Source organism: Virgibacillus natechei (assembly GCF_026013645.1).
In the GTDB taxonomy this organism is placed as follows: domain Bacteria; phylum Bacillota; class Bacilli; order Bacillales; family Amphibacillaceae; genus Virgibacillus_L; species Virgibacillus_L natechei.
Genome location: NZ_CP110224.1, coordinates 3615678 through 3633524, shown reverse-complemented (window position 1 = coordinate 3633524; position 17847 = coordinate 3615678). Strand labels below are relative to the sequence as shown.

The following is a 17847-nucleotide window of genomic DNA, read 5'->3' as shown; positions in this document are numbered from 1 at the left end:
AAAATCCTCTTATTCATTGTTTGTTAAAACCGTATCATGGGAAAGCTAATGAAAAGCTGAATTATAAAAGGAGTTGCTCAAGCGATGGCAACAACGAACACAATCCCTAAAGAAAAAGGCCTTGATAACAGTATTAAATTAATGACTGAGGGCTACAATTTTATTCCAAATAGATTACGTTACTTTCAATCAACTATCTTTCAAACCCGATTGCTTGGTCAGAAGGCAATTTGTATTAGTGGTGAAGAAGCGGGTGCTCTTCTTTATGATAATGCGTTATTTCAGCGAAAGGGAGCAGCACCAATGAGAATCCAAAAGTCCCTGTTTGGCGTAGGCGGAGTGCAAGGAATGGACGGTGCAGCCCACCAACACCGAAAACAGCTTTTCATGTCACTAATGACATCACAGAGGCTGAAGGTACTTCACAACCTAACTGTTGAGCAGTGGGAAATTGCCACACGAAAATGGGAAAACATGCATAAGGTAGAGCTTTTTGAAGAGGGCGAGAAAATCATGTGCAGGGTAGCATGCCAATGGGCTGGGGTGCCTTTGTGGGCAAAGGAGTTAAAGCTGCGTTCGAATGACCTTGCAGCGATGATCGACGCGTTTGGAGCTGTAGGTCCGAGACACTGGCAAGGGAGAACAGCAAGAAATCGAACGGAAAAATGGATCAAATATATTATCGAACAGGTTCGTTCAGGCAAAATGCAAGCACCTGAAGAAACGGCGTTATATGCAATGAGCTGGCATCGTGATTTAAACGGTAATTTATTGAATTTGAAAACAGCCGCAGTAGAACTGATTAATATAATACGTCCAATTGTTGCGATTGCAAGGTACATTACGTTTGGTGCTTTGGCATTACATCAATACCCTGAGACAGGTAAGAAACTGGTAGAAGATGATGGGGAATACAGTCAGATGTTTGTCCAGGAAATTCGCAGGTTTTACCCTTTTGGCCCCTTTACTGGTGCTAGGGTACGAAAAGATTTTACGTGGAATGGATACAAGTTTAAGCAAGGGACGTTGGTTCTTCTTGATATTTATGGAACAAATCACAGCCCGGATTTATGGGATAATCCAGATACATTCAGGCCAGAGCGATTCGGAAATTGGAGTGGCAGTCCTTTTGATTTTATCCCTCAAGGTGGGGGCGAATATGATATCGGACACCGTTGTGCTGGTGAATGGGTGACGGTTGAAGCTATGAAAACAAGTCTGGAATTTCTAACGAAGCGCATAACGTATGACGTGCCACCGCAAGACTTGAATTATAGCATGGTTAGAATGCCGTCGATTCCGCGGAGTCGGTTTGTTATACAACATGTGAGAAGAAAATAGCATAGACATTGAAAATCCACGATCTAATCGTGGATTTTTTACATTTTGACAATTTCCGACAAAAACCGGGAAGTGACAGGCACTATAAAAACAAGTAAAATATACATGGGAAAGGAGGGTATATGGTTTTATGAATAAGTTTAGACAAAAATGTGCTCAGGTTGCTGAGCATCCTTTTTTCATAAACGCAATTATTGTTTTAATCCTGATTAATGCGATTCTGGTAGGGTTAGAGACATATTCCTTTTTCGCTGAAAACTTTTCTAATTGGATCTTTATAGCTGATCAGGTATTGCTCTGGATATTTACGGTTGAAATCATTATTCGATTAATAGGAAGCAAATCGCTAGGGACATTTTTTAAGGATCCGTGGAGCTTGTTTGATTTTATAATTGTTGCTAGTGGGCATGTTTTAGTTGGATCCCATTATGTGACGGTATTAAGGATATTACGAGTTCTCCGTGTGTTGCGTGCTGTTTCGGTTATTCCTTCACTAAGGGTAATGGTGAATGCTCTTTTAAAAACAATTCCATCCATGGGCACCGTTTTTTTATTACTTAGTATTTTCTTCTATATTTATGCGGTTATTGGGACCATGTTGTATCAATCGATCGCCCCTGAATATTTTGGCAGCTTACATGGATCATTATTAACCCTTTTTCAGGTTGTAACGTTAGAATCCTGGGCAAGTGGAGTAATGCGGCCGATTTTAGCTGAAGATCCCACGTCCTGGTGGTACTTTGTATCCTTCATTATGATTGGGTCCTTTGTTATCATTAACTTGCTCGTTGGTGTTATTGTAAACAATGTAGAAGAGGCTCATCGAGAGGATAGTCCTTCGCCTACAGATTTGAAGCTTGCTGAAATGCAGAAGGAAATGCAGGAAATTAAACAATTGCTTGAAAAGGAATCGAAATAAATATAAAAAGAGCCACGATTCGGTACTGACCCCCGAAAGTTAGAGTAGAAAAATCTAACTTTCGGGGGTGTTTTTATGGCTAAATATAGTGAAGAATTTAAAATTAAACTTGTCACTGAGTATTTGCATGGGAATCTGGGATATAAATTATTGGAAAAAAAATACAATATGCCTTCTCAAACACCATTACAAGATTGGGTAAGAGCCTCTAAAACTCAAGGGATGGAGGGTTTAAAACGAAGAAAAAGGAAAGAAGCATACTCTGTTCAATTTAAATTAGATACTGTACAATTTATGTTAGAGACAGGTGCTTCTTATCAGGAAACTGCTGATCAATTTAAATTGAACAATCCTTCATTAATTAACCATTGGATGAAAGTATTTAATGAACAAGGAATAGAAGGCCTGAGACCAAAATCAAAGGGGCGACCTTCTATGTCTAAGAAACACAATAAACCTAAGAAGAAAGACGAGAAGAATTTAACGCGTGAAGAAGAGTTGAAACATGAGAATGAACTACTAAGGCTAGAAAACGCGTATCTAAAAAAGCTAAAAGCTTTTCGGGAAAATCCGAATGCCTTCCACGAAAAGTTCAAGCAAAGCTGGCATTCGAGCTCAAACAAGAAGGATTCAGATTAAAGGATATTCTCGTAGCAGTGGATATTCCTGAAGCAACCTATCACTACCATGTCAAAAACTTTGAGAAAGAAGATTCGGAAACAGAACTAAAAGAACTCATTACAAACCTGTTTAAGAAGTTTCATGAACGTTATGGATATAAACGAATTACGAAAGAATTAAAGAAATTAGGACATTGTATTAATCATAAAAAAGTGTATCGCCTGATGCAAGAATTGGGGTTAAAATGTGTAAAGTTTATGCGCAAATCCCGTAAATACAATTCCTACAAAGGGAACGTAGGGAAAGTAGCGAAAAACCGACTAGCACGTCGTTTCAGCACACCAATCCCCCTTCAAAAATTAGTAACCGACATTACGGAATTCAAATGTCTAGGCGAAGAGAAATTATATTTAAATCCAATTCTTGATCTTTATAACCGAGAAATTATTGCGTTTGAAATCAAGAAACGTCCAACATTAGATCTTGTCATGAAACCTTTAAAAGAAACGATAGAGATAATAAAAAGTCGTGCAACCTATCGGACCACCATCCATTCTGATCAAGGTTGGCACTATCAGCACAATCAATGGGTGAGAACATTAAAAAAGAACAACGTATTTCAAAGTATGTCACGCAAAGCAACCTGCGCAGATAATGCGCCGATAGAGAATTTCTTTGGGATTTTAAAGCAAGAAATGTATTATGGGGAAGAATTAGTAAGCTATGAAGAATTAAAAAGACGGATTGAAGAATATATCTACTGGTACAATCATGAACGTTCAAAAGAAAAAATGGATGGATTGAGTCCAGTTGAGTACCGAACTCAATCCATCCAATCAGCTGCATAATAAAACTCTAACTTTTGGGGGTAACCACCTTCTGCAAATCGCGGCTCCTATACTTTCTCTAGTCCATCAACCCTGCAACAATCTCAAAAGATCTCTTCCTATCTTCTAGATTAAAAATTTGTGAGTTGATGATGATTTCATCTGCTTGTGTTTCTTCCTGGAACCTTTCGAGTCCGCGTCTGACGGTTTCCGGGTCCCCTATAATGGTTGTTCGAGGATCTAGGGTTTGTTCAATGGCTGACAACTCCATTGGTGACCACACTTCTTCAATATTTTCAATCGGTGGTAATAGTTTCGTAGACTGCCCCTTTTGCATGGTTAAAAATTGCTGTTGAAGGCTGGTTGCTAGCCATTCTGCTCGCTCATTTGTATCAGCTGCGATCACATTGACACCAACCATGGCATATGGTTTTTCGAGTGTATCTGAAGGCTGAAAGTTATCACGATAAATTTTCAATGCAGGGATGGTATATCCTGGTGCAAAGTGGCTGGCAAAAGAGAAATATAACCCCTTTTGTGCTGCGAGTCTTGCGCTAAAGTCGCTTGAGCCAAGCAGCCAAATGGGAATGTCAAGACCTTGACCAGGCACAGCTTTCACACGAGACGTTGGTTCATCTGAAAAGTAATCCTGTAATTCGTTGACTTGCATAGGGAAGTCTTCTGGTCCCATATTTAATGTACGACGCAATGCGTAAGCAGTTGCTTGGTCACTTCCTGGCGCTCGTCCTAGGCCGAGATCAATGCGCTCAGGGTAAATGGATTCGAGTGTACCGAACTGTTCTGCAATTACAAGCGTTGCGTGGTTAGGTAGCATAATTCCGCCAGCACCAACGCGCATATGATTGGTAGCACCCGCAATATGGCCGATAAGTACAGATGTTGCAGAACTGGCAATACCTGGCATGTTATGATGCTCAGCTAACCAGAAGCGATGAAATCCACACTTTTCAACGTGTTGCGCAAGTTCTACACTGCTTTTAAAGGACTCAGTTGGATTACTTCCCTCAACGATAGGTGCAAGGTCGAGAACAGATAGTGGTATATTATTAAATGTTTTTGTATTGCTGGATGTCAAATTGATTCACTCCTTCATGATACTTGCTATTATATGAAATGATACGTTTTTTACAAGTTAGCGTCCAATTATAAGCTTGATTGACTGATGGACGTTATAAAGTAAAACTTCCCTCAGTTGTATTAAAAATAATCGTTGAACTTCATTTGCCTCACAGCCCTACATGAAGTATGATGTAAGATAGTAAAATGTAAAGTTTCGAAATGAGGGTACAAATAATGAGTAAAATATCCATTTATGGACTAACATACGATAAATTAGTGGAGTGGCTCACGGATAATGGGCAAAAGAAATTCCGAGCTGATCAGGTTTGGAATTGGCTTTACAAGAAGCGTGTCACAAGTTTCTCGGAGATGAAAAATGTAAATCAGGAAACCATTTCATTATTAGAAGAAAATTTTATCCCACATACACTTGGGGAAGAAATTAGGCAGGAATCTGAGGATGGAACAATCAAATTTCTATTAAAATTGGCAGATGGAAACTTAATTGAAACCGTACTAATGCGCTTTAATTATGGTTTGAGTGTATGTGTAACGACACAAGTTGGCTGTAATATTGGCTGTACATTTTGTGCGAGCGGGCTGCTGACAAAAAACCGCGACCTTACAAGTGGTGAGATTGTTGAACAGATTATGACCGTGCAACGCCACCTTGACGAACAAGGTAACGACGAGCGAGTGAGCCATATTGTTGTTATGGGTATTGGTGAGCCATTTGATAACTTTAACAATCTAATGGACTTCCTCTATGTCGTCAATGATGACAGAGGGCTTAATATTGGAGCCAGACATATTACTGTTTCAACAAGCGGCCTTGCCCATAAAATATATGAGTTTGCCGATACAGGCATCCAGGTGAATTTGGCGATTTCGATCCATGCGCCAACTAATGAGTTGCGTTCAAGGATTATGAAGATTAACAAGGCATTTCCAATTGAAAAACTGATGAAATCTGTTGATTATTACCTGGAAAAAACAAATCGACGTATCACATATGAGTATATTATGTTGAAGGATGTAAACGACCATGAGGAGGAAGCGGCTCAGCTTTCGAAGCTATTATATAACCACCGCCACCTTGCTTATGTAAATTTAATTCCGTATAATTCGGTCTCGGAGCATGATCAATACGCGAGAAGTGAATCCACAGCGATTCAGGCTTTCTTTGAAACGCTCAAAGAGAATGGGATTAATGCAGGTGTACGCTGGGAGAATGGAGCAGATATTGACGCTGCTTGTGGTCAGTTACGTAGTAAACAAATTAAGAAGAAAAAGAAAGTTGTATAGTAAAACCCGCGCCATATTATGGTGCGGGTTTTTTCAAATGATAATGCATTCGTGCATTCCCAACTTCATTTAGGCAAATAGCGCCAACGATTAATAAGATTCCTGCCCATTGTAAGCCAGTAATTTCTTCAGATAGAATCAGGCTTGCTGCACCGATTAATACAAATATAAACCCTTCGTTCTTTATGGTCATGATTATCGATAAAGGCATACTAATAAAATTGACCTCTTTGGGTAAGATAATAAATGTAAAATTATCTGTTGAAAGAGGTGTTTCAATGAGTGATGAGAACAAAGGAAATGAGAACAAGAAACAGGAGCAATTGGAACAGTTTAAGGTAGATGATTCGAATAAGAAGTTGACGACAAATCAAGGGCTTAAAGTATCGGAGGATGAGTTTTCCTTAAAAGCAGGTGAACGTGGCCCGACCCTGATGGAGGATTTTCATTTTCGGGAAAAAATCATGCATTTTGATCATGAACGAATACCAGAGCGAGTTGTACATGCGCGTGGTTCTGCTGCGCACGGAGAATTTGAACTATATGAGTCCATGAAACCATATACGAAAGCTAACTTTTTGCAAACACCTGGAACGAAGACACCAGTATTTACTCGTTTTTCGACCGTGGTAGGTTTTCGTGGCTCATCAGATATTGTTCGGGATGTGCGGGGCTTTGCGACAAAGTTTTTTACAGAGGAAGGAAATTATGATTTGGTAGCCAATAATATGCCTGTGTTCTTCATTCAAGATAGCATTAAATTTCCTGATATTGTGCACGCAATCAAGCCGGAACCACATAATGAGATTCCACAGGCAACTGGGGCGCATGATACGTTTTGGGATTGGGTAGCAAACAACCAGGAGTCAGCGCACCAGGTCATGTGGCTGATGTCAGACCGTGCCTTGCCTAGAAGCTTTCGAATGATGCAAGGGTTTGGCATCAATACGTTTCGATTTGTTAACGATCAAGGTAAAGCGCATTTTGTTAAATTCCATTGGGTGCCAGTACTTGGCGTTCATTCATTTGTCTGGGATGAGGCACAAAAGGTAGCTGGTAAAGATACTGATTTCAATCGGCGTGATTTGTATGATGCGATTGAGCAGGGAAATTATCCGGAATATGAATTAGGGGTACAAATCATTGAAGAGAAGGATGAGTTCGCCTTTGATTTCGATATTCTGGACGCGACGAAGCTTTGGCCAGAGGAAGATGTGCCGCTGAAAATTATCGGCAAACTTACATTGAACCGTAATCCAGATAACTTCTTTGCCGAAACAGAACAAGTAGCATTTCACCCTGGGAATGTTGTTCCAGGAATTGACTTTTCCAATGATCCTTTGTTGCAGGGGCGTTTATTTTCCTATACGGATACCCAGTTAATTCGACTGGGTGGGCCAAATTTTCATGAACTTCCGATTAACCGCCCTGTGTGTCCTTTCCATAATAACCAGCGCGATGGTTATGGCAGACAGACGATTAACAAAGGAAAAGTATCCTATCGTAATAATTCGCTTGCAAATAACACACCAGCCACATCTACTGCGCAAGAGGGTGGGTTTGTCCATTATGAGGAGAAAATGGATAGCTACAAAGTGCAGGCTAGGAGTGAGAGCTTTAAAGATCACTTTTCTCAGGCAAAGCTGTTTTGGAATAGTATGAGCGCAACTGAAAAACAGCATATTATTGATGCGTTCAGCTTTGAGGTTGGAAAAGTGAAAAGCATGAATGTCAGGCAGCAGGTTGTCGAAATGTTTAGCCATGTTGATTTAAAAATGGCGACTGCATTTGCAACAAACGTTGGAGCAACACCACCAAGCAATGGAGGATCCAATGTGACCAAGGCCTCACCAGCTCTTAGTCAGGCAAACACAACAAAAATACCTGCTACTCGTAAAGTAGGGGTTATCATGAACAATGGTTTTAAGGACGCTGAAGTGAAGGATATCTTACACGGATTGCAGGCAAAAGGTATTGTGTATGAAGTTATTAGTGAAAAGCAGGGCGTTGTAACCGGGGAAAATAGCGTGGATATGATGGTTGACCATACGTTTTCTACCACCGATTCAGTGTTATATGATGCCCTCTATATTGTTGGTGGGAGTGTCGAAAGTAAAGCTTTCCATAAGGACACGACCTATTTTCTGAAAGAAGCATTCAAACACTACAAACCAATCGGAGCTACACATGACGGGAAGAAATGGTTAGAGGAAAATATTATGCTAACGAGCCCAGGTGTCGTAGTTAATGACAATAACCAGAAATTTGTCGACCAATTTACAGAGGCAATTGCTGCACACAGACATTGGAATCGAGAAGTTGTTTAATAATATGGGAAGAGATGAGAGGTGATGCTCTTGTCTCTTTTTTTGCCAGTCGAGCGTTTTCTAAGTGATAGGTTGAAGTAAACACCCAAGTATACATAATTGTTTACTTGTGTTCAGATTGTACACAAAAGAATACAAAAAAGTATTCTTGTATACAAAACTGTTTACATATTGATTTGGCAATGAATGCATTTTGAAAACAAGTAAACAAAATAGCATACATCAAAAGTCTGATTGATTATTTGCTGCAAAACTATTAATCTAGTAGTAGTACCTATTTTTTGAGAGGAGTAATGTTACATGAGTAAATCAAGAATCGCGGCAGTGGATGTTGGAAATGATGCTTTAAAAGGAAATTTTGGCAAGCTGGAAAACGAACTGTACATACCAAACGTAATAGCACCTGATATGGAGGATCGCCCAGTAATTGGAATTGAAGACTTAGATGAGAAGGATGTACTGGATAATATCCATATCCGTGTACATTCCCCGGCCCTGGAAGAAAATAATGCTGTCTACCGTGTTGGTAATTTGGCAACGAAGAGCAGTAACTCAACAGAGCTAGATCCTGGGGGCAGTAAATCGGAAGAGGATCAGACACTGGTTATGCTTTTTGCGTCCATCGCACTGGACGCCGTTACAAGTGAAGCATTCAGCGTATCGAAAAATGATGTAATTGATGCCAATTACACACTTGGAACAGGGCTTCCATTGCGTGAAGTGAAGGAAGGAAAAGATGTGGGCTACCGTTCTCAGCTGTTGGGCTCCGTCCATCAAGTGGAATTTTTAGTAACGCCAAAACACCAAGGCAAGAAGATAAATATTAAATTTGATGAGGTAAAAGTCTATCCAGAGGGCTTTGCAGCTTATGTGAATTTAATTATGGATAATGACCTTAAAGTGATAAATAAAGACCTGATTGACAAGCAAATTTTAATTCAGGATATTGGCGGACTATCAACAGATATTGCTGTGATTAGAAATCGTAATGTGGATGATGATAAAGCGCAAGGGTTTAATCTCGGTGTTTCAGAATCACTTGAGGCGATTCGAGAGGAAATTCGATCCAAACATGGCGTTGAGTTGGATAGCCGCCGCGATGTTGTCGATATCATCACTCGGAAAAATGACCGGAATCATATCATGGTGAAAGGTAGTAGAACAAATATCCATGAGATAACGGACAATATTTTATTGGAACTTGCGAAGAAGGAATACCGTTTCCTAAGAAATGTTTGGCAAAAAAACTCCCAATCGGAAATCTGCTATTTTGTCGGTGGTGGATCTACCGTATTGAAGGATTATATCAAAGCACTTAACAACAAGATGGACGGCTTTAATATTGAATTCTTTGAAGATGAAAATGAGAGCATCTGGATGATGGCAAATGCGTATTATAAGCTAATTACGGATTTCGTCAAAAAATCGACCAAAGACAACAGTAAGGATACCAGCAAGGAAGAACAAGCAACGACGGAAGCTAAATAGGGTGAGAGGATGTCTAAAAAAAGTATAGAGCGGGGACAATCGATTACATTTCGTGTCCCCTCTGATACACCAGATTATCTTTTAAAACAATTGCAGAAGCTGAAAGAAACAGAACGGCGGAATTTTTCCAGTGAAATTGCTCAGTATGTCTTAAAGGGTGTGAACGAAACCTATTCCAAAGAACGGGAAACGATCACGATTCCGATGCCAAAACAGCTTACGAAAGAACAGAAAAGCTGGCTGAAGCATGAGCATTCAGAAGCGCTAATTGGAACGATTCTCTACCAATTATTAAATGACCCAATGCGTGCGACCACGCTGCTGGCCTCATTAAATAGTAATACGAGTGATATTGATGAAGCACTTTACCTGCAAGAAGAGGTCGCGGCTAGTGAAGAAGACAAGCAGGAACAGGAAGTGCCCATGGATGACTCACTCGATGATGTAGATCTTGGTGCATTACAAAATGACCTGCATGAGCAACAAGAAGAGGAAGAAGAGAATGAGGAAGATGAGGATCCATTGGGTGACTTTTTGTCGAGTATGAATAAATAGAAAAGCTGGTTCTGGAGGTTTGAGACCTTTTGAACCAGCTTTTTTGATTACTAAATAATCCTCTAAAGCATTAATTTTTCGAAATATAAATAGGTTAATACGTGGTATATCTTGGATATGATGTGCTAATCGCGATAAATGCGCAGTAACCACCCTGCCATGGCCTTGTGCATATCTTGATTGACTCATTTTACTATCAAGCGAGAGAAGGCGGATTATATTTATAGGCTGCCTTTTTTGTCTGTAACTTTTACAATTGTAAATACCCATAAAAATAATAAGACTTGATATAAATACCGTTAAACGTGTGTTATCATCAAAAACAGCCATATTTATGAAAGGGGATTGCATGAGAAAAATAATGATAGCACTTGGTATATCAACTGTATTGTCTACCCTAGTAGCTTTCATGGTACTTGAACAAAGAGCGACCGAAGATCAAGGAAATCTACAAAAGGATGCAAATGCGGAAAAGGAAGACACAAGAGAAGAGGACGCTCCTATAAGAGAATTGACCGTTGGTGGAAATGCAAATTCAGAAGAATATATATCAAATAGTCGCCTCTATTTGGCACATAGCCTCAGTGCATCTGCAACATTAAATCAGACATTTGATACAGGTGGTGAACCCTTAAATCATGAAGTGAGACGAAGTATGCTGAATGGTGCGAAAGAAAATTTGGAGATGATCGTATATGAAGGTGAAAAGGAAGATAAATTGCAAAGAGCCATTGATCTTATAGATAAGGCGATCAAGCAGGATAATCCGCCAGAGCCAAATGATCGGGTTTATGATAACCAAGTCCATGATATTTTGCATGAACTATTAGAGCATTTTAATGGAAGTGCTAAGGATATTGAGGTAGACATAATGGGGAATCCGGTTGATGAAGAAACTCAAGCACATTGATGCTTGGGTTTCTTTAAGCATAAAGTTGCATAGGCTGGTCTTCATCATATATCCAAGGTAATACCAGTTTTTAATCGTAATTCCTTCTTTATTTAACATTATATTCTGAATATTTATGTTAAAATAAATATATGATTTGAAAAGGGATGTTTTTAAATTAACGAAAAAAGTTAATTTATGGATATTCAGCAAACGAGGCAGCGCGACAAGTTCTGTGATAAATGCCTTCGGCATGAAAACACTGGAAATTTATAAAGTAAATTTCAACTTTACAACAGAGGATAGGAATGAGGAAGCCATGTTTTCTGAAACTATCCCATCAAGATTCCTGCGTGCGTCATGAAGGACAGTTCATGGGGTTCGAAGCACAGGTAGAGTCGGCAGAAGGAAAGCTAAAGCCATTCCGATGGAAAAGGTATGCCAACTGATATGCCGGATGGCTGAAAAACTTGATACGGTGAGAATGTTCCTCTCTAAAGGAACTGTCAAACTTCCGAAATTAAGGGTCTAAAGTTTGAACATAGTGTAAAGCTATGGCCCATCCAACGATGGGGCGAATGGTGAAGAGTAAAACTTGGCCCTCTGAAATTCGCTATACCAAACAATGGTGGTATCTAGCTCGCAGGCTTAAAGGAAGCACCTACGTCTAGAACGGATAGCTACGTTGTAAGGGACTTAGGAAGCAAGAGACGTTGAAACAAAGACTGTCATCTGAAACGTTTGCTATAAGGGATTAACTGAAATGCATTTACTCTTGTGAAGGTAGGGGTACGACCTAGGAATCTTCTGTAATGGGAGTGGAGGAACAGCCCCAAGTCTAACGAATTAGAACGATTATTTTCTTCAAGTGAATGACACCGATCGGGTAGGAACGTGGGATTTTCCACAGTGCGAGCTTTCAAGCAAAAGGCATTTAGGCGATGGCCTTCTTGCTTGAAGGTAACGAGGAACTTATCATCTAGTAGATTCAGTTAGATGGAGCGCGGAATGCGGGGAAACTTGCACGTTCCGTGTGGAGCAGGGGAAAAGCTGGAGATAACTTCAAACGCTTACCTATTGCTGACGATTTTTTGATAATACATTCAAGAAACGGGCCATTATCTTGAATAATGTATTTTGAAGAGGAGGTAATGTAATGGAAATCGATTTTGTCTATATATCTTCAATCATCGTGGCGATTATGTTTGTGTCCCTTGCAATTTTTCAAGTCTTGCTTACACTCGGTTATCCTTTTGGTGAATTTACATTAGGGGGGTATTATAAGATATTACCTAAAAAATTGCGTGTTGTGAGTGCTGTTAGTGCTTTGATTCTCTTATTTATGGGTCTTGTTTTCCTGAAACATACTAATGTTTTAAATGGTTTAGACTTTTTACCTACAAATATATTGGTATGGATTATTATAATTTCCCTCGGTTTAATGACTTTAGCCAACTTAATATCTCAGAGTAAGAAAGAAAGACATACTATGACACCATTGTCAGGTGTTGCTTTCATATTATGTTTAATTATTGCTTTATCATAGAAATTTTTATTTAATTCTCCTTCAACAATCGGGCGCATAACATATTCATTTATCGAGTCAGATTGGAGAAGAAAGGGAGATGATTTATGGATGTAATTTTTATTGTTTGTAGTAGGCTTTATTGTTTTTATTATAGCTATAGTATCGGTTATTAAGATAGCAGCAAACAGAGTTGCAGCACCAACAAATGATTTAAAAGAAGGAATTGTAAGGCTTGAAAAAAGAGGTGACGAATTCGAAAATGAGAAGAAAAATAATACTTAGTATTTATTTAATATAGGGCGCCTATCTGGAATAATGTTGCGCCCGCTATTGCTCTAATGGGCATTATGTGTAATGAAACAATATGGGGGAGTTTTGTTAGTTGACGCTGAACATAATAATAGGTGTTTTGGCCATTGCATTGGTTTCAGGTTCAATTTATAGTTTAATAACTGGTGAATATGGAATTCAGCCTTATATGCAATTTCTTTGCCTATACAATATAGTTCTTGGCAAAGTTCTCAAACGATCATGAACATCGCAAACGATTTGACAAAGCAGGTGAATAATATGGAGAGCAAAAAGCTTGGAGTACTCGGGGCTATGGGTCCTGTGGCGACATGAGAACTATCTATAATTATAAAGCAGACAAACTGGTTCAATTTTCTGATGTAGAAGCTATTATTAAAAATTATATTTATAATGAAGGTTGCACTTGTGTTGTGGAGGGTGTACAGAACTTTCCTGTATCGAATGGAGTAATGAAATAGCTGCCTTTTGTGTTGATGCTATGGAGATCCTTGTTAACTAAACCATTCGTTTATCTGGTAAATGTTGTAAAAACGAAATGACCAATTTACAGTCAGTTACAAATTTATAATAAGGAGAACCCACTCCCTGAAGTGGGTTCTTCTTATTAAAAGTGCGTTTACTGCCGTAGGTTTTTAGGGAATAGATCACTGTATAAAAGTAAATTTATATTAAATTTTTTTATTTTGGGATATAATTAAGGTACGTACATACGAATAGTATAATGAGATTTATGTAAAAGGGAACTGGATAAGTTAGCAGGAGGTAAGAGAATGAAATTAAATCAATTAATCAAATCAATTCCATTATTAAATAATCCAACATCAACAAATATTGAAATAGCAGGTGTTTCTTATCATTCACAGGAAGTGACAGAAGGCCATCTATTTGTCTGTATCAGGGGCTATAAGACGGATGGCCATAATTACCTTGCTGACGCAGCTAAAAGGGGTGCCAAAGTTGCCATCGTAGAAGAAATTCAGGAGGATGTAGCTATACCGCAATTCCTTGTCGAAAATAGTAGAGTGGCATTAGCACGACTTGGTGCTGCCTATTACGACCAACCTTCGACGAAAATGAAAATGATTGGAATTACAGCTACGAATGGAAAGACGACAACTTCCTATATGGCGAATGCTATTCTGGAAAAGGAAGCACTTAAAACCGGGTTAATTGGAACAGTCTCCATTAAAAACGGGGATACTTCCATCCCATCAGAACTGACAACCCCTGAATCATTGGACTTACAATACTTTTTAAATGAGATGGTACATAACGATGTTTCCCATGTAAGCATGGAAGTTTCTTCTGCTGCGCTTGAAATGTATCGTGTGGAAGCAGTTGATTATGACATTGTTGCCCTAAATAACATCAGTCAGGAACACGTTGATACACATGGTTCCTTTGAAAAATATTTTGAGGTGAAATCCAGTCTCATTAGAAATGCATCTGAAAATAGCCATGCCGTATTGAACCTCGATGACACCTACTCAGCTTCACTTGTTGACCAAACACAAGCCCAAGTAATCTCTTTTGGAATTAACAATGAGAAGGGAACAATAAGGTGCAAGGATTTGGATCTATCTTCTGGAAGAGCAAAATTCACATTTGAGATATTAAAACCCTTTAAAGTGGATGATATAGAATATCAGCCTACTCAGTTTGACGTAGAATTGGGCGTTCCTGGGCTCCACTCGGTCTATAATTCGATGACAGCAATTATCATTGGCTTGCTTAATGGTGTTTCCATTCAAACGATCCAGGATGCGATGAAGGAGTTTAATGGTGTTCCAAGAAGGTTTGAATTTATATACGAAGACAAATTCAAGGTTGTAGATGATCACTTTGCGAATCCTGGAAACATTAATGTAACCTTGCAAACACTGAACTTTATGAATTATAATAAACTTCACGTTGTATATGCGATTCGAGGACAAAGAGGTGCAGCGATTAATAGGGAGAATGCAGAAGTCCTCGCTGGATGGGCAGCTGAGCTTGGGTTAAGTGAAATAATCGCAACAAAAAGCATCGCTCATACAACTGGAAAAGATAAAGTTACAGAGGCGGAATTGGATGCATTTATGGATGTCATGGCCGAAGCGAATATAGAAGTTCATTTGTATGATGAATTACCTGATGCGGTAGAGGACTCGCTACATAGAGCAATAGATGATGACCTTATTTTATTAGCAGGTTGCCAAGGGATGGATTATGGTGCAGGCGTTGTGCTGGATAAAATCCATCAAGCAGATGTGAAAGTGAAATAAGATAAAGTAAAAGCACTCCTTCAATATGAAGGGAGTGCTTTTTTTGTAGATAAAAACTTTCTTATTGCATAAGCGCAGGCTCTGGCATTCTCTGAAGGGCTTAGGGATGCCAGTTTTTCTAAAAAGATAAGAAAGTATAAAATATTGACCCTACCACACAGTGTTTTTTACCATGGTATCTTTAATATATGGAGAAAAACATTTTGAAACGAGTTTTCTTTGATAAGCATCAGCATTGGGAGTCATTTAAAAAGAAACATGGAGACAAGATCCGGCCAGTAGTCATCAAGGAGGTGGAGAGGTTTCGTGACTTCGGGGTCCGAAAAATGGATTTAAACTCTTTGTTTGCGAGGACTGCCATGATGTTCGAAAATTTCCCTTGGGGAGAGTGAAGAATGGAGCCGTCTGCTAACAGAAGATGTCTTACAAGCTAACCATCGGCATGTCATATTTACGATTGATGAGGGATTACGTGATATATTCTTAGTCCATCGCCCTTTCCTGAAACCATTTTTGCCCGGTTTTTCTTATCGAATTATCTGAAACCAAAGCGTACCTGCTCATCTCGGTGTGTGAAAATGTGAGTATATTATATCGAAACCTTAATTGTTATAATATTTTAAATTATATTCCTCATAAACCCTTTTACATAATCTAATCCAAAAATTTAATTTTTTTTAATAAATAGGAAGGAATTTAAACTATTTATGTATAATTATGTGACTAGAGGATTTAAAAAGGGAGGAGTTACATGAGATTCATGCAAGAGATTATCAATTTTAATAATTGTGCTAATGGTGTTTGCGCAATTATCAGCTCCAATTTCAGCACAAAATCAGAATAATATCGGTGCTGATAAAGAAGTCTATGTGATTAATGGACAAACACTTGAGGTAGAAGAATTAAAGGGTGAAGAAGGGGAGAATATTTATCATTTCACTTGGGAAAATGGGAGCACAGAGAAACTCGTGATTGAAGAGAATTCCGATGGCGAAATAGAAGCTAAAGCTACGGGTAAGAATGGGCAAAACTATAATATGAAGAAAGACCTTCAAGGTGATGTTTGGGTTAATGATAAAAAAGTAATTGAAAGTGATGAACAAATTACTCAAGATTTAACAGAACGACTTGCAATACAGAATGTTGATCCTGGCGGAGGTGGAGCCTCTGAAGGGGATTGGAATAATTACCAAACAGAATATACAAGCGTAAGTAATATAGGAAGTGACGTTTCAACTGCGGCAGGACTAATTGCACTCGCACTGGGTGTAGGATGGGTTGCCTCAGCATTAATAGCTATAGTAGGGAACATAGTATCGAAAAATCTGCCAGAAGTATGGATTAAGGTTGATAAATACTATAGATACGACGATTCTTATAATATGAAAGGGATGGATCGCTCTACTTTTTACGAATATCCAGATTACACAAATTATATAGGGACGGAATGGTCAAGTGAATATAGTATACGTTAGGTGAATGAATATGAAAAATAACATCACGAAAATTAAAATAGCAGGCTACATGATTACTATATTTATGTTAATATTTGCATCGGGTTTTTTAGCACGCAAAAATAATGATTTAGTAATTCCATTTTTATTGGCAGTTACGCTTATAGTAATAATGCCTTTAGAAATTTATCTTAAAAAAAGGATAAATAAAAAAATTAATGTACCAATTACTTTGTTAACATTTTCAATTTTGTTGATCCTATTTATATGGTCAGTTATGAACTTGGCCAATATAATTTAAAAAAGATTACCGGAGATTTTTTCTTCGGTAATCTTTAATCCTTGTAACAATCCAAAGATACGCCCCTTAGACTATAACTTCTTGAGAGCGCCTCTCAAGTACCAAAAATCGTCAAAAAAGATGAAAAGGTCTTAGAGAAGGCCACTCACGGACATTTCACTAGCTTTGCATGCCTCTTTAGGTACGGGAGCATCTTTCGAGGGCACTTCTTCAAGTACCAAAACAGCAGGAGAGCGTTTGTGTGAGAATACTTAACAGTAACAGGGCTTTTATTATTAGCATCTTTATTGTTTTTAATGACGCTCTCTTTGTTCTTTTCTCTTTTTACACAGAACACGGTAGCTACCTTTATCCAAACGGCACTTGCCACGGCGGGTGGATATTTTTTAACGACCATGTCCAGTGTTTCAGAAGTTTCTCATTTCCTGCCCTTTACGTATTTGAATGCAGGTAAAATAACAAACGGCGAATTGGCAACCGTATTGAATAACAGCTCCATTCAACCATTACTAGGAATCGGTGTGTTAGTGGCAAGTTCGTTCCTTCTATTAAGTGCCGGTGTGATTCGGTTTCGAAATTCAGGCAAACAACCACCCAAGACAAATACGATCGAGTAGTTGACGTCCGAAAATAAAT

At 38.7% G+C, this 17847-nt stretch carries 16 protein-coding genes and 2 pseudogenes; 16 read left to right on the top strand and 2 right to left on the bottom strand.

Annotation, left to right across the window (positions count from 1 at the left end; genetic code table 11):
• Positions 1-84 precede the first annotated feature (84 nt).
• The 4 genes and pseudogenes from OLD84_RS18135 to OLD84_RS18120 form a co-directional block, all read left to right on the top strand.
• On the top strand, positions 85-1341 hold the full coding sequence (locus OLD84_RS18135) for a CYP152 family fatty-acid peroxygenase CypC (protein ID WP_209463409.1): 1257 nt from the start codon (positions 85-87) through the stop codon (positions 1339-1341).
• 130 nt (positions 1342-1471) lie between these two features.
• Positions 1472-2260, top strand: a complete 789-nt coding sequence (locus tag OLD84_RS18130; RefSeq protein ID WP_209463410.1) for an ion transporter — start codon at positions 1472-1474, stop codon at positions 2258-2260.
• A 75-nt stretch (positions 2261-2335) separates the two neighbouring features.
• Positions 2336-2899 carry a transposase gene (locus tag OLD84_RS18125; RefSeq protein ID WP_319961569.1) on the top strand — a complete coding sequence of 188 codons (564 nt, stop codon included), beginning with the start codon at positions 2336-2338 and terminating at the stop codon, positions 2897-2899.
• Positions 2845-3729: pseudogene (locus OLD84_RS18120) on the top strand (IS3 family transposase); the annotation flags it as partial. The gene OLD84_RS18125 and the pseudogene OLD84_RS18120, both read left to right, overlap by 55 nt.
• 58 nt (positions 3730-3787) lie before the next feature.
• Here the strand turns inward: OLD84_RS18120 and OLD84_RS18115 are convergent.
• A complete protein-coding gene (locus OLD84_RS18115) occupies positions 3788-4804 on the bottom strand; it encodes an LLM class flavin-dependent oxidoreductase (RefSeq protein ID WP_209464093.1) in 1017 nt (338 codons plus the stop codon).
• Positions 4805-5022: 218 nt separating this feature from the next.
• On the opposite strand from OLD84_RS18115, the gene rlmN reads away from it, so the two are divergent.
• Entirely contained in the window at positions 5023-6093 is a 1071-nt protein-coding gene (gene rlmN, locus OLD84_RS18110; protein ID WP_209464092.1) for a dual-specificity RNA methyltransferase RlmN, read from the top strand.
• A 16-nt stretch (positions 6094-6109) separates the two neighbouring features.
• On the opposite strand, the gene OLD84_RS18105 is transcribed toward rlmN, so the two are convergent.
• The gene (locus OLD84_RS18105) at positions 6110-6304 is read right to left on the bottom strand and encodes a hypothetical protein (protein WP_209464091.1); all 195 of its coding nucleotides are present in this window, start codon (positions 6302-6304) and stop codon (positions 6110-6112) included.
• A 67-nt stretch (positions 6305-6371) separates the two neighbouring features.
• Between OLD84_RS18105 and OLD84_RS18100 the strand changes: the two genes are divergently transcribed.
• From OLD84_RS18100 to OLD84_RS18055, 11 genes and pseudogenes are all read left to right on the top strand, one after another.
• Positions 6372-8420 (top strand): catalase, encoded by a 2049-nt coding sequence (locus tag OLD84_RS18100; protein WP_209464090.1) that lies wholly within the window; start codon positions 6372-6374, stop codon positions 8418-8420.
• A 300-nt stretch (positions 8421-8720) separates the two neighbouring features.
• Positions 8721-9908 (top strand): ParM/StbA family protein, encoded by a 1188-nt coding sequence (locus tag OLD84_RS18095; RefSeq protein ID WP_209464089.1) that lies wholly within the window; start codon positions 8721-8723, stop codon positions 9906-9908.
• A 9-nt stretch (positions 9909-9917) separates the two neighbouring features.
• The gene (locus tag OLD84_RS18090) at positions 9918-10463 is read left to right on the top strand and encodes a hypothetical protein (RefSeq protein ID WP_209464088.1); all 546 of its coding nucleotides are present in this window, start codon (positions 9918-9920) and stop codon (positions 10461-10463) included.
• 349 nt (positions 10464-10812) lie between these two features.
• Positions 10813-11373 (top strand): hypothetical protein, encoded by a 561-nt coding sequence (locus OLD84_RS18085; protein ID WP_209464087.1) that lies wholly within the window; start codon positions 10813-10815, stop codon positions 11371-11373.
• A 1135-nt stretch (positions 11374-12508) separates the two neighbouring features.
• Positions 12509-12898: a hypothetical protein gene (locus OLD84_RS18080; RefSeq protein ID WP_245301644.1), complete on the top strand. Its 390-nt coding sequence runs from the start codon at positions 12509-12511 to the stop codon at positions 12896-12898.
• 102 nt (positions 12899-13000) lie between these two features.
• Entirely contained in the window at positions 13001-13162 is a 162-nt protein-coding gene (locus tag OLD84_RS18075) for a hypothetical protein (RefSeq protein ID WP_209464086.1), read from the top strand.
• Between the two features lie 800 nt (positions 13163-13962).
• Complete coding sequence (locus tag OLD84_RS18070; RefSeq protein ID WP_209464085.1) at positions 13963-15456, top strand: Mur ligase family protein; 1494 nt, start codon at positions 13963-13965, stop codon at positions 15454-15456.
• Positions 15457-15644: 188 nt separating this feature from the next.
• Positions 15645-15972 (top strand): annotated as a pseudogene (locus OLD84_RS19585) (IS91 family transposase); the annotation flags it as partial.
• A gap of 278 nt (positions 15973-16250) precedes the next feature.
• Entirely contained in the window at positions 16251-16931 is a 681-nt protein-coding gene (locus tag OLD84_RS18065) for a hypothetical protein (RefSeq protein ID WP_209464084.1), read from the top strand.
• 10 nt (positions 16932-16941) lie between these two features.
• On the top strand, positions 16942-17211 hold the full coding sequence (locus OLD84_RS18060) for a hypothetical protein (RefSeq protein ID WP_209464083.1): 270 nt from the start codon (positions 16942-16944) through the stop codon (positions 17209-17211).
• 308 nt (positions 17212-17519) lie between these two features.
• Positions 17520-17828, top strand: a complete 309-nt coding sequence (locus OLD84_RS18055; protein ID WP_209464082.1) for a hypothetical protein — start codon at positions 17520-17522, stop codon at positions 17826-17828.
• The last annotated feature ends 19 nt before the right edge of the window (positions 17829-17847 follow it).

What these genes read in the sequence shown, in the direction of transcription:
- OLD84_RS18135 (WP_209463409.1), top strand. Translation starts at nt 85, where the DNA reads ATGGCAACAACGAACACAATCCCTAAAGAAAAAGGCCTTGATAACAGT.
- OLD84_RS18130 (WP_209463410.1), top strand. Translation starts at nt 1,472, where the DNA reads ATGAATAAGTTTAGACAAAAATGTGCTCAGGTTGCTGAGCATCCTTTT.
- OLD84_RS18125 (WP_319961569.1), top strand. Translation starts at nt 2,336, where the DNA reads ATGGCTAAATATAGTGAAGAATTTAAAATTAAACTTGTCACTGAGTAT.
- rlmN (WP_209464092.1), top strand. Translation starts at nt 5,023, where the DNA reads ATGAGTAAAATATCCATTTATGGACTAACATACGATAAATTAGTGGAG.
- OLD84_RS18105 (WP_209464091.1), bottom strand. Translation starts at nt 6,304, where the DNA reads ATGCCTTTATCGATAATCATGACCATAAAGAACGAAGGGTTTATATTT.
- OLD84_RS18100 (WP_209464090.1), top strand. Translation starts at nt 6,372, where the DNA reads ATGAGTGATGAGAACAAAGGAAATGAGAACAAGAAACAGGAGCAATTG.
- OLD84_RS18095 (WP_209464089.1), top strand. Translation starts at nt 8,721, where the DNA reads ATGAGTAAATCAAGAATCGCGGCAGTGGATGTTGGAAATGATGCTTTA.
- OLD84_RS18090 (WP_209464088.1), top strand. Translation starts at nt 9,918, where the DNA reads ATGTCTAAAAAAAGTATAGAGCGGGGACAATCGATTACATTTCGTGTC.
- OLD84_RS18085 (WP_209464087.1), top strand. Translation starts at nt 10,813, where the DNA reads ATGAGAAAAATAATGATAGCACTTGGTATATCAACTGTATTGTCTACC.
- OLD84_RS18080 (WP_245301644.1), top strand. Translation starts at nt 12,509, where the DNA reads ATGGAAATCGATTTTGTCTATATATCTTCAATCATCGTGGCGATTATG.
- OLD84_RS18070 (WP_209464085.1), top strand. Translation starts at nt 13,963, where the DNA reads ATGAAATTAAATCAATTAATCAAATCAATTCCATTATTAAATAATCCA.
- OLD84_RS18065 (WP_209464084.1), top strand. Translation starts at nt 16,251, where the DNA reads ATGGTGTTTGCGCAATTATCAGCTCCAATTTCAGCACAAAATCAGAAT.
- OLD84_RS18060 (WP_209464083.1), top strand. Translation starts at nt 16,942, where the DNA reads ATGAAAAATAACATCACGAAAATTAAAATAGCAGGCTACATGATTACT.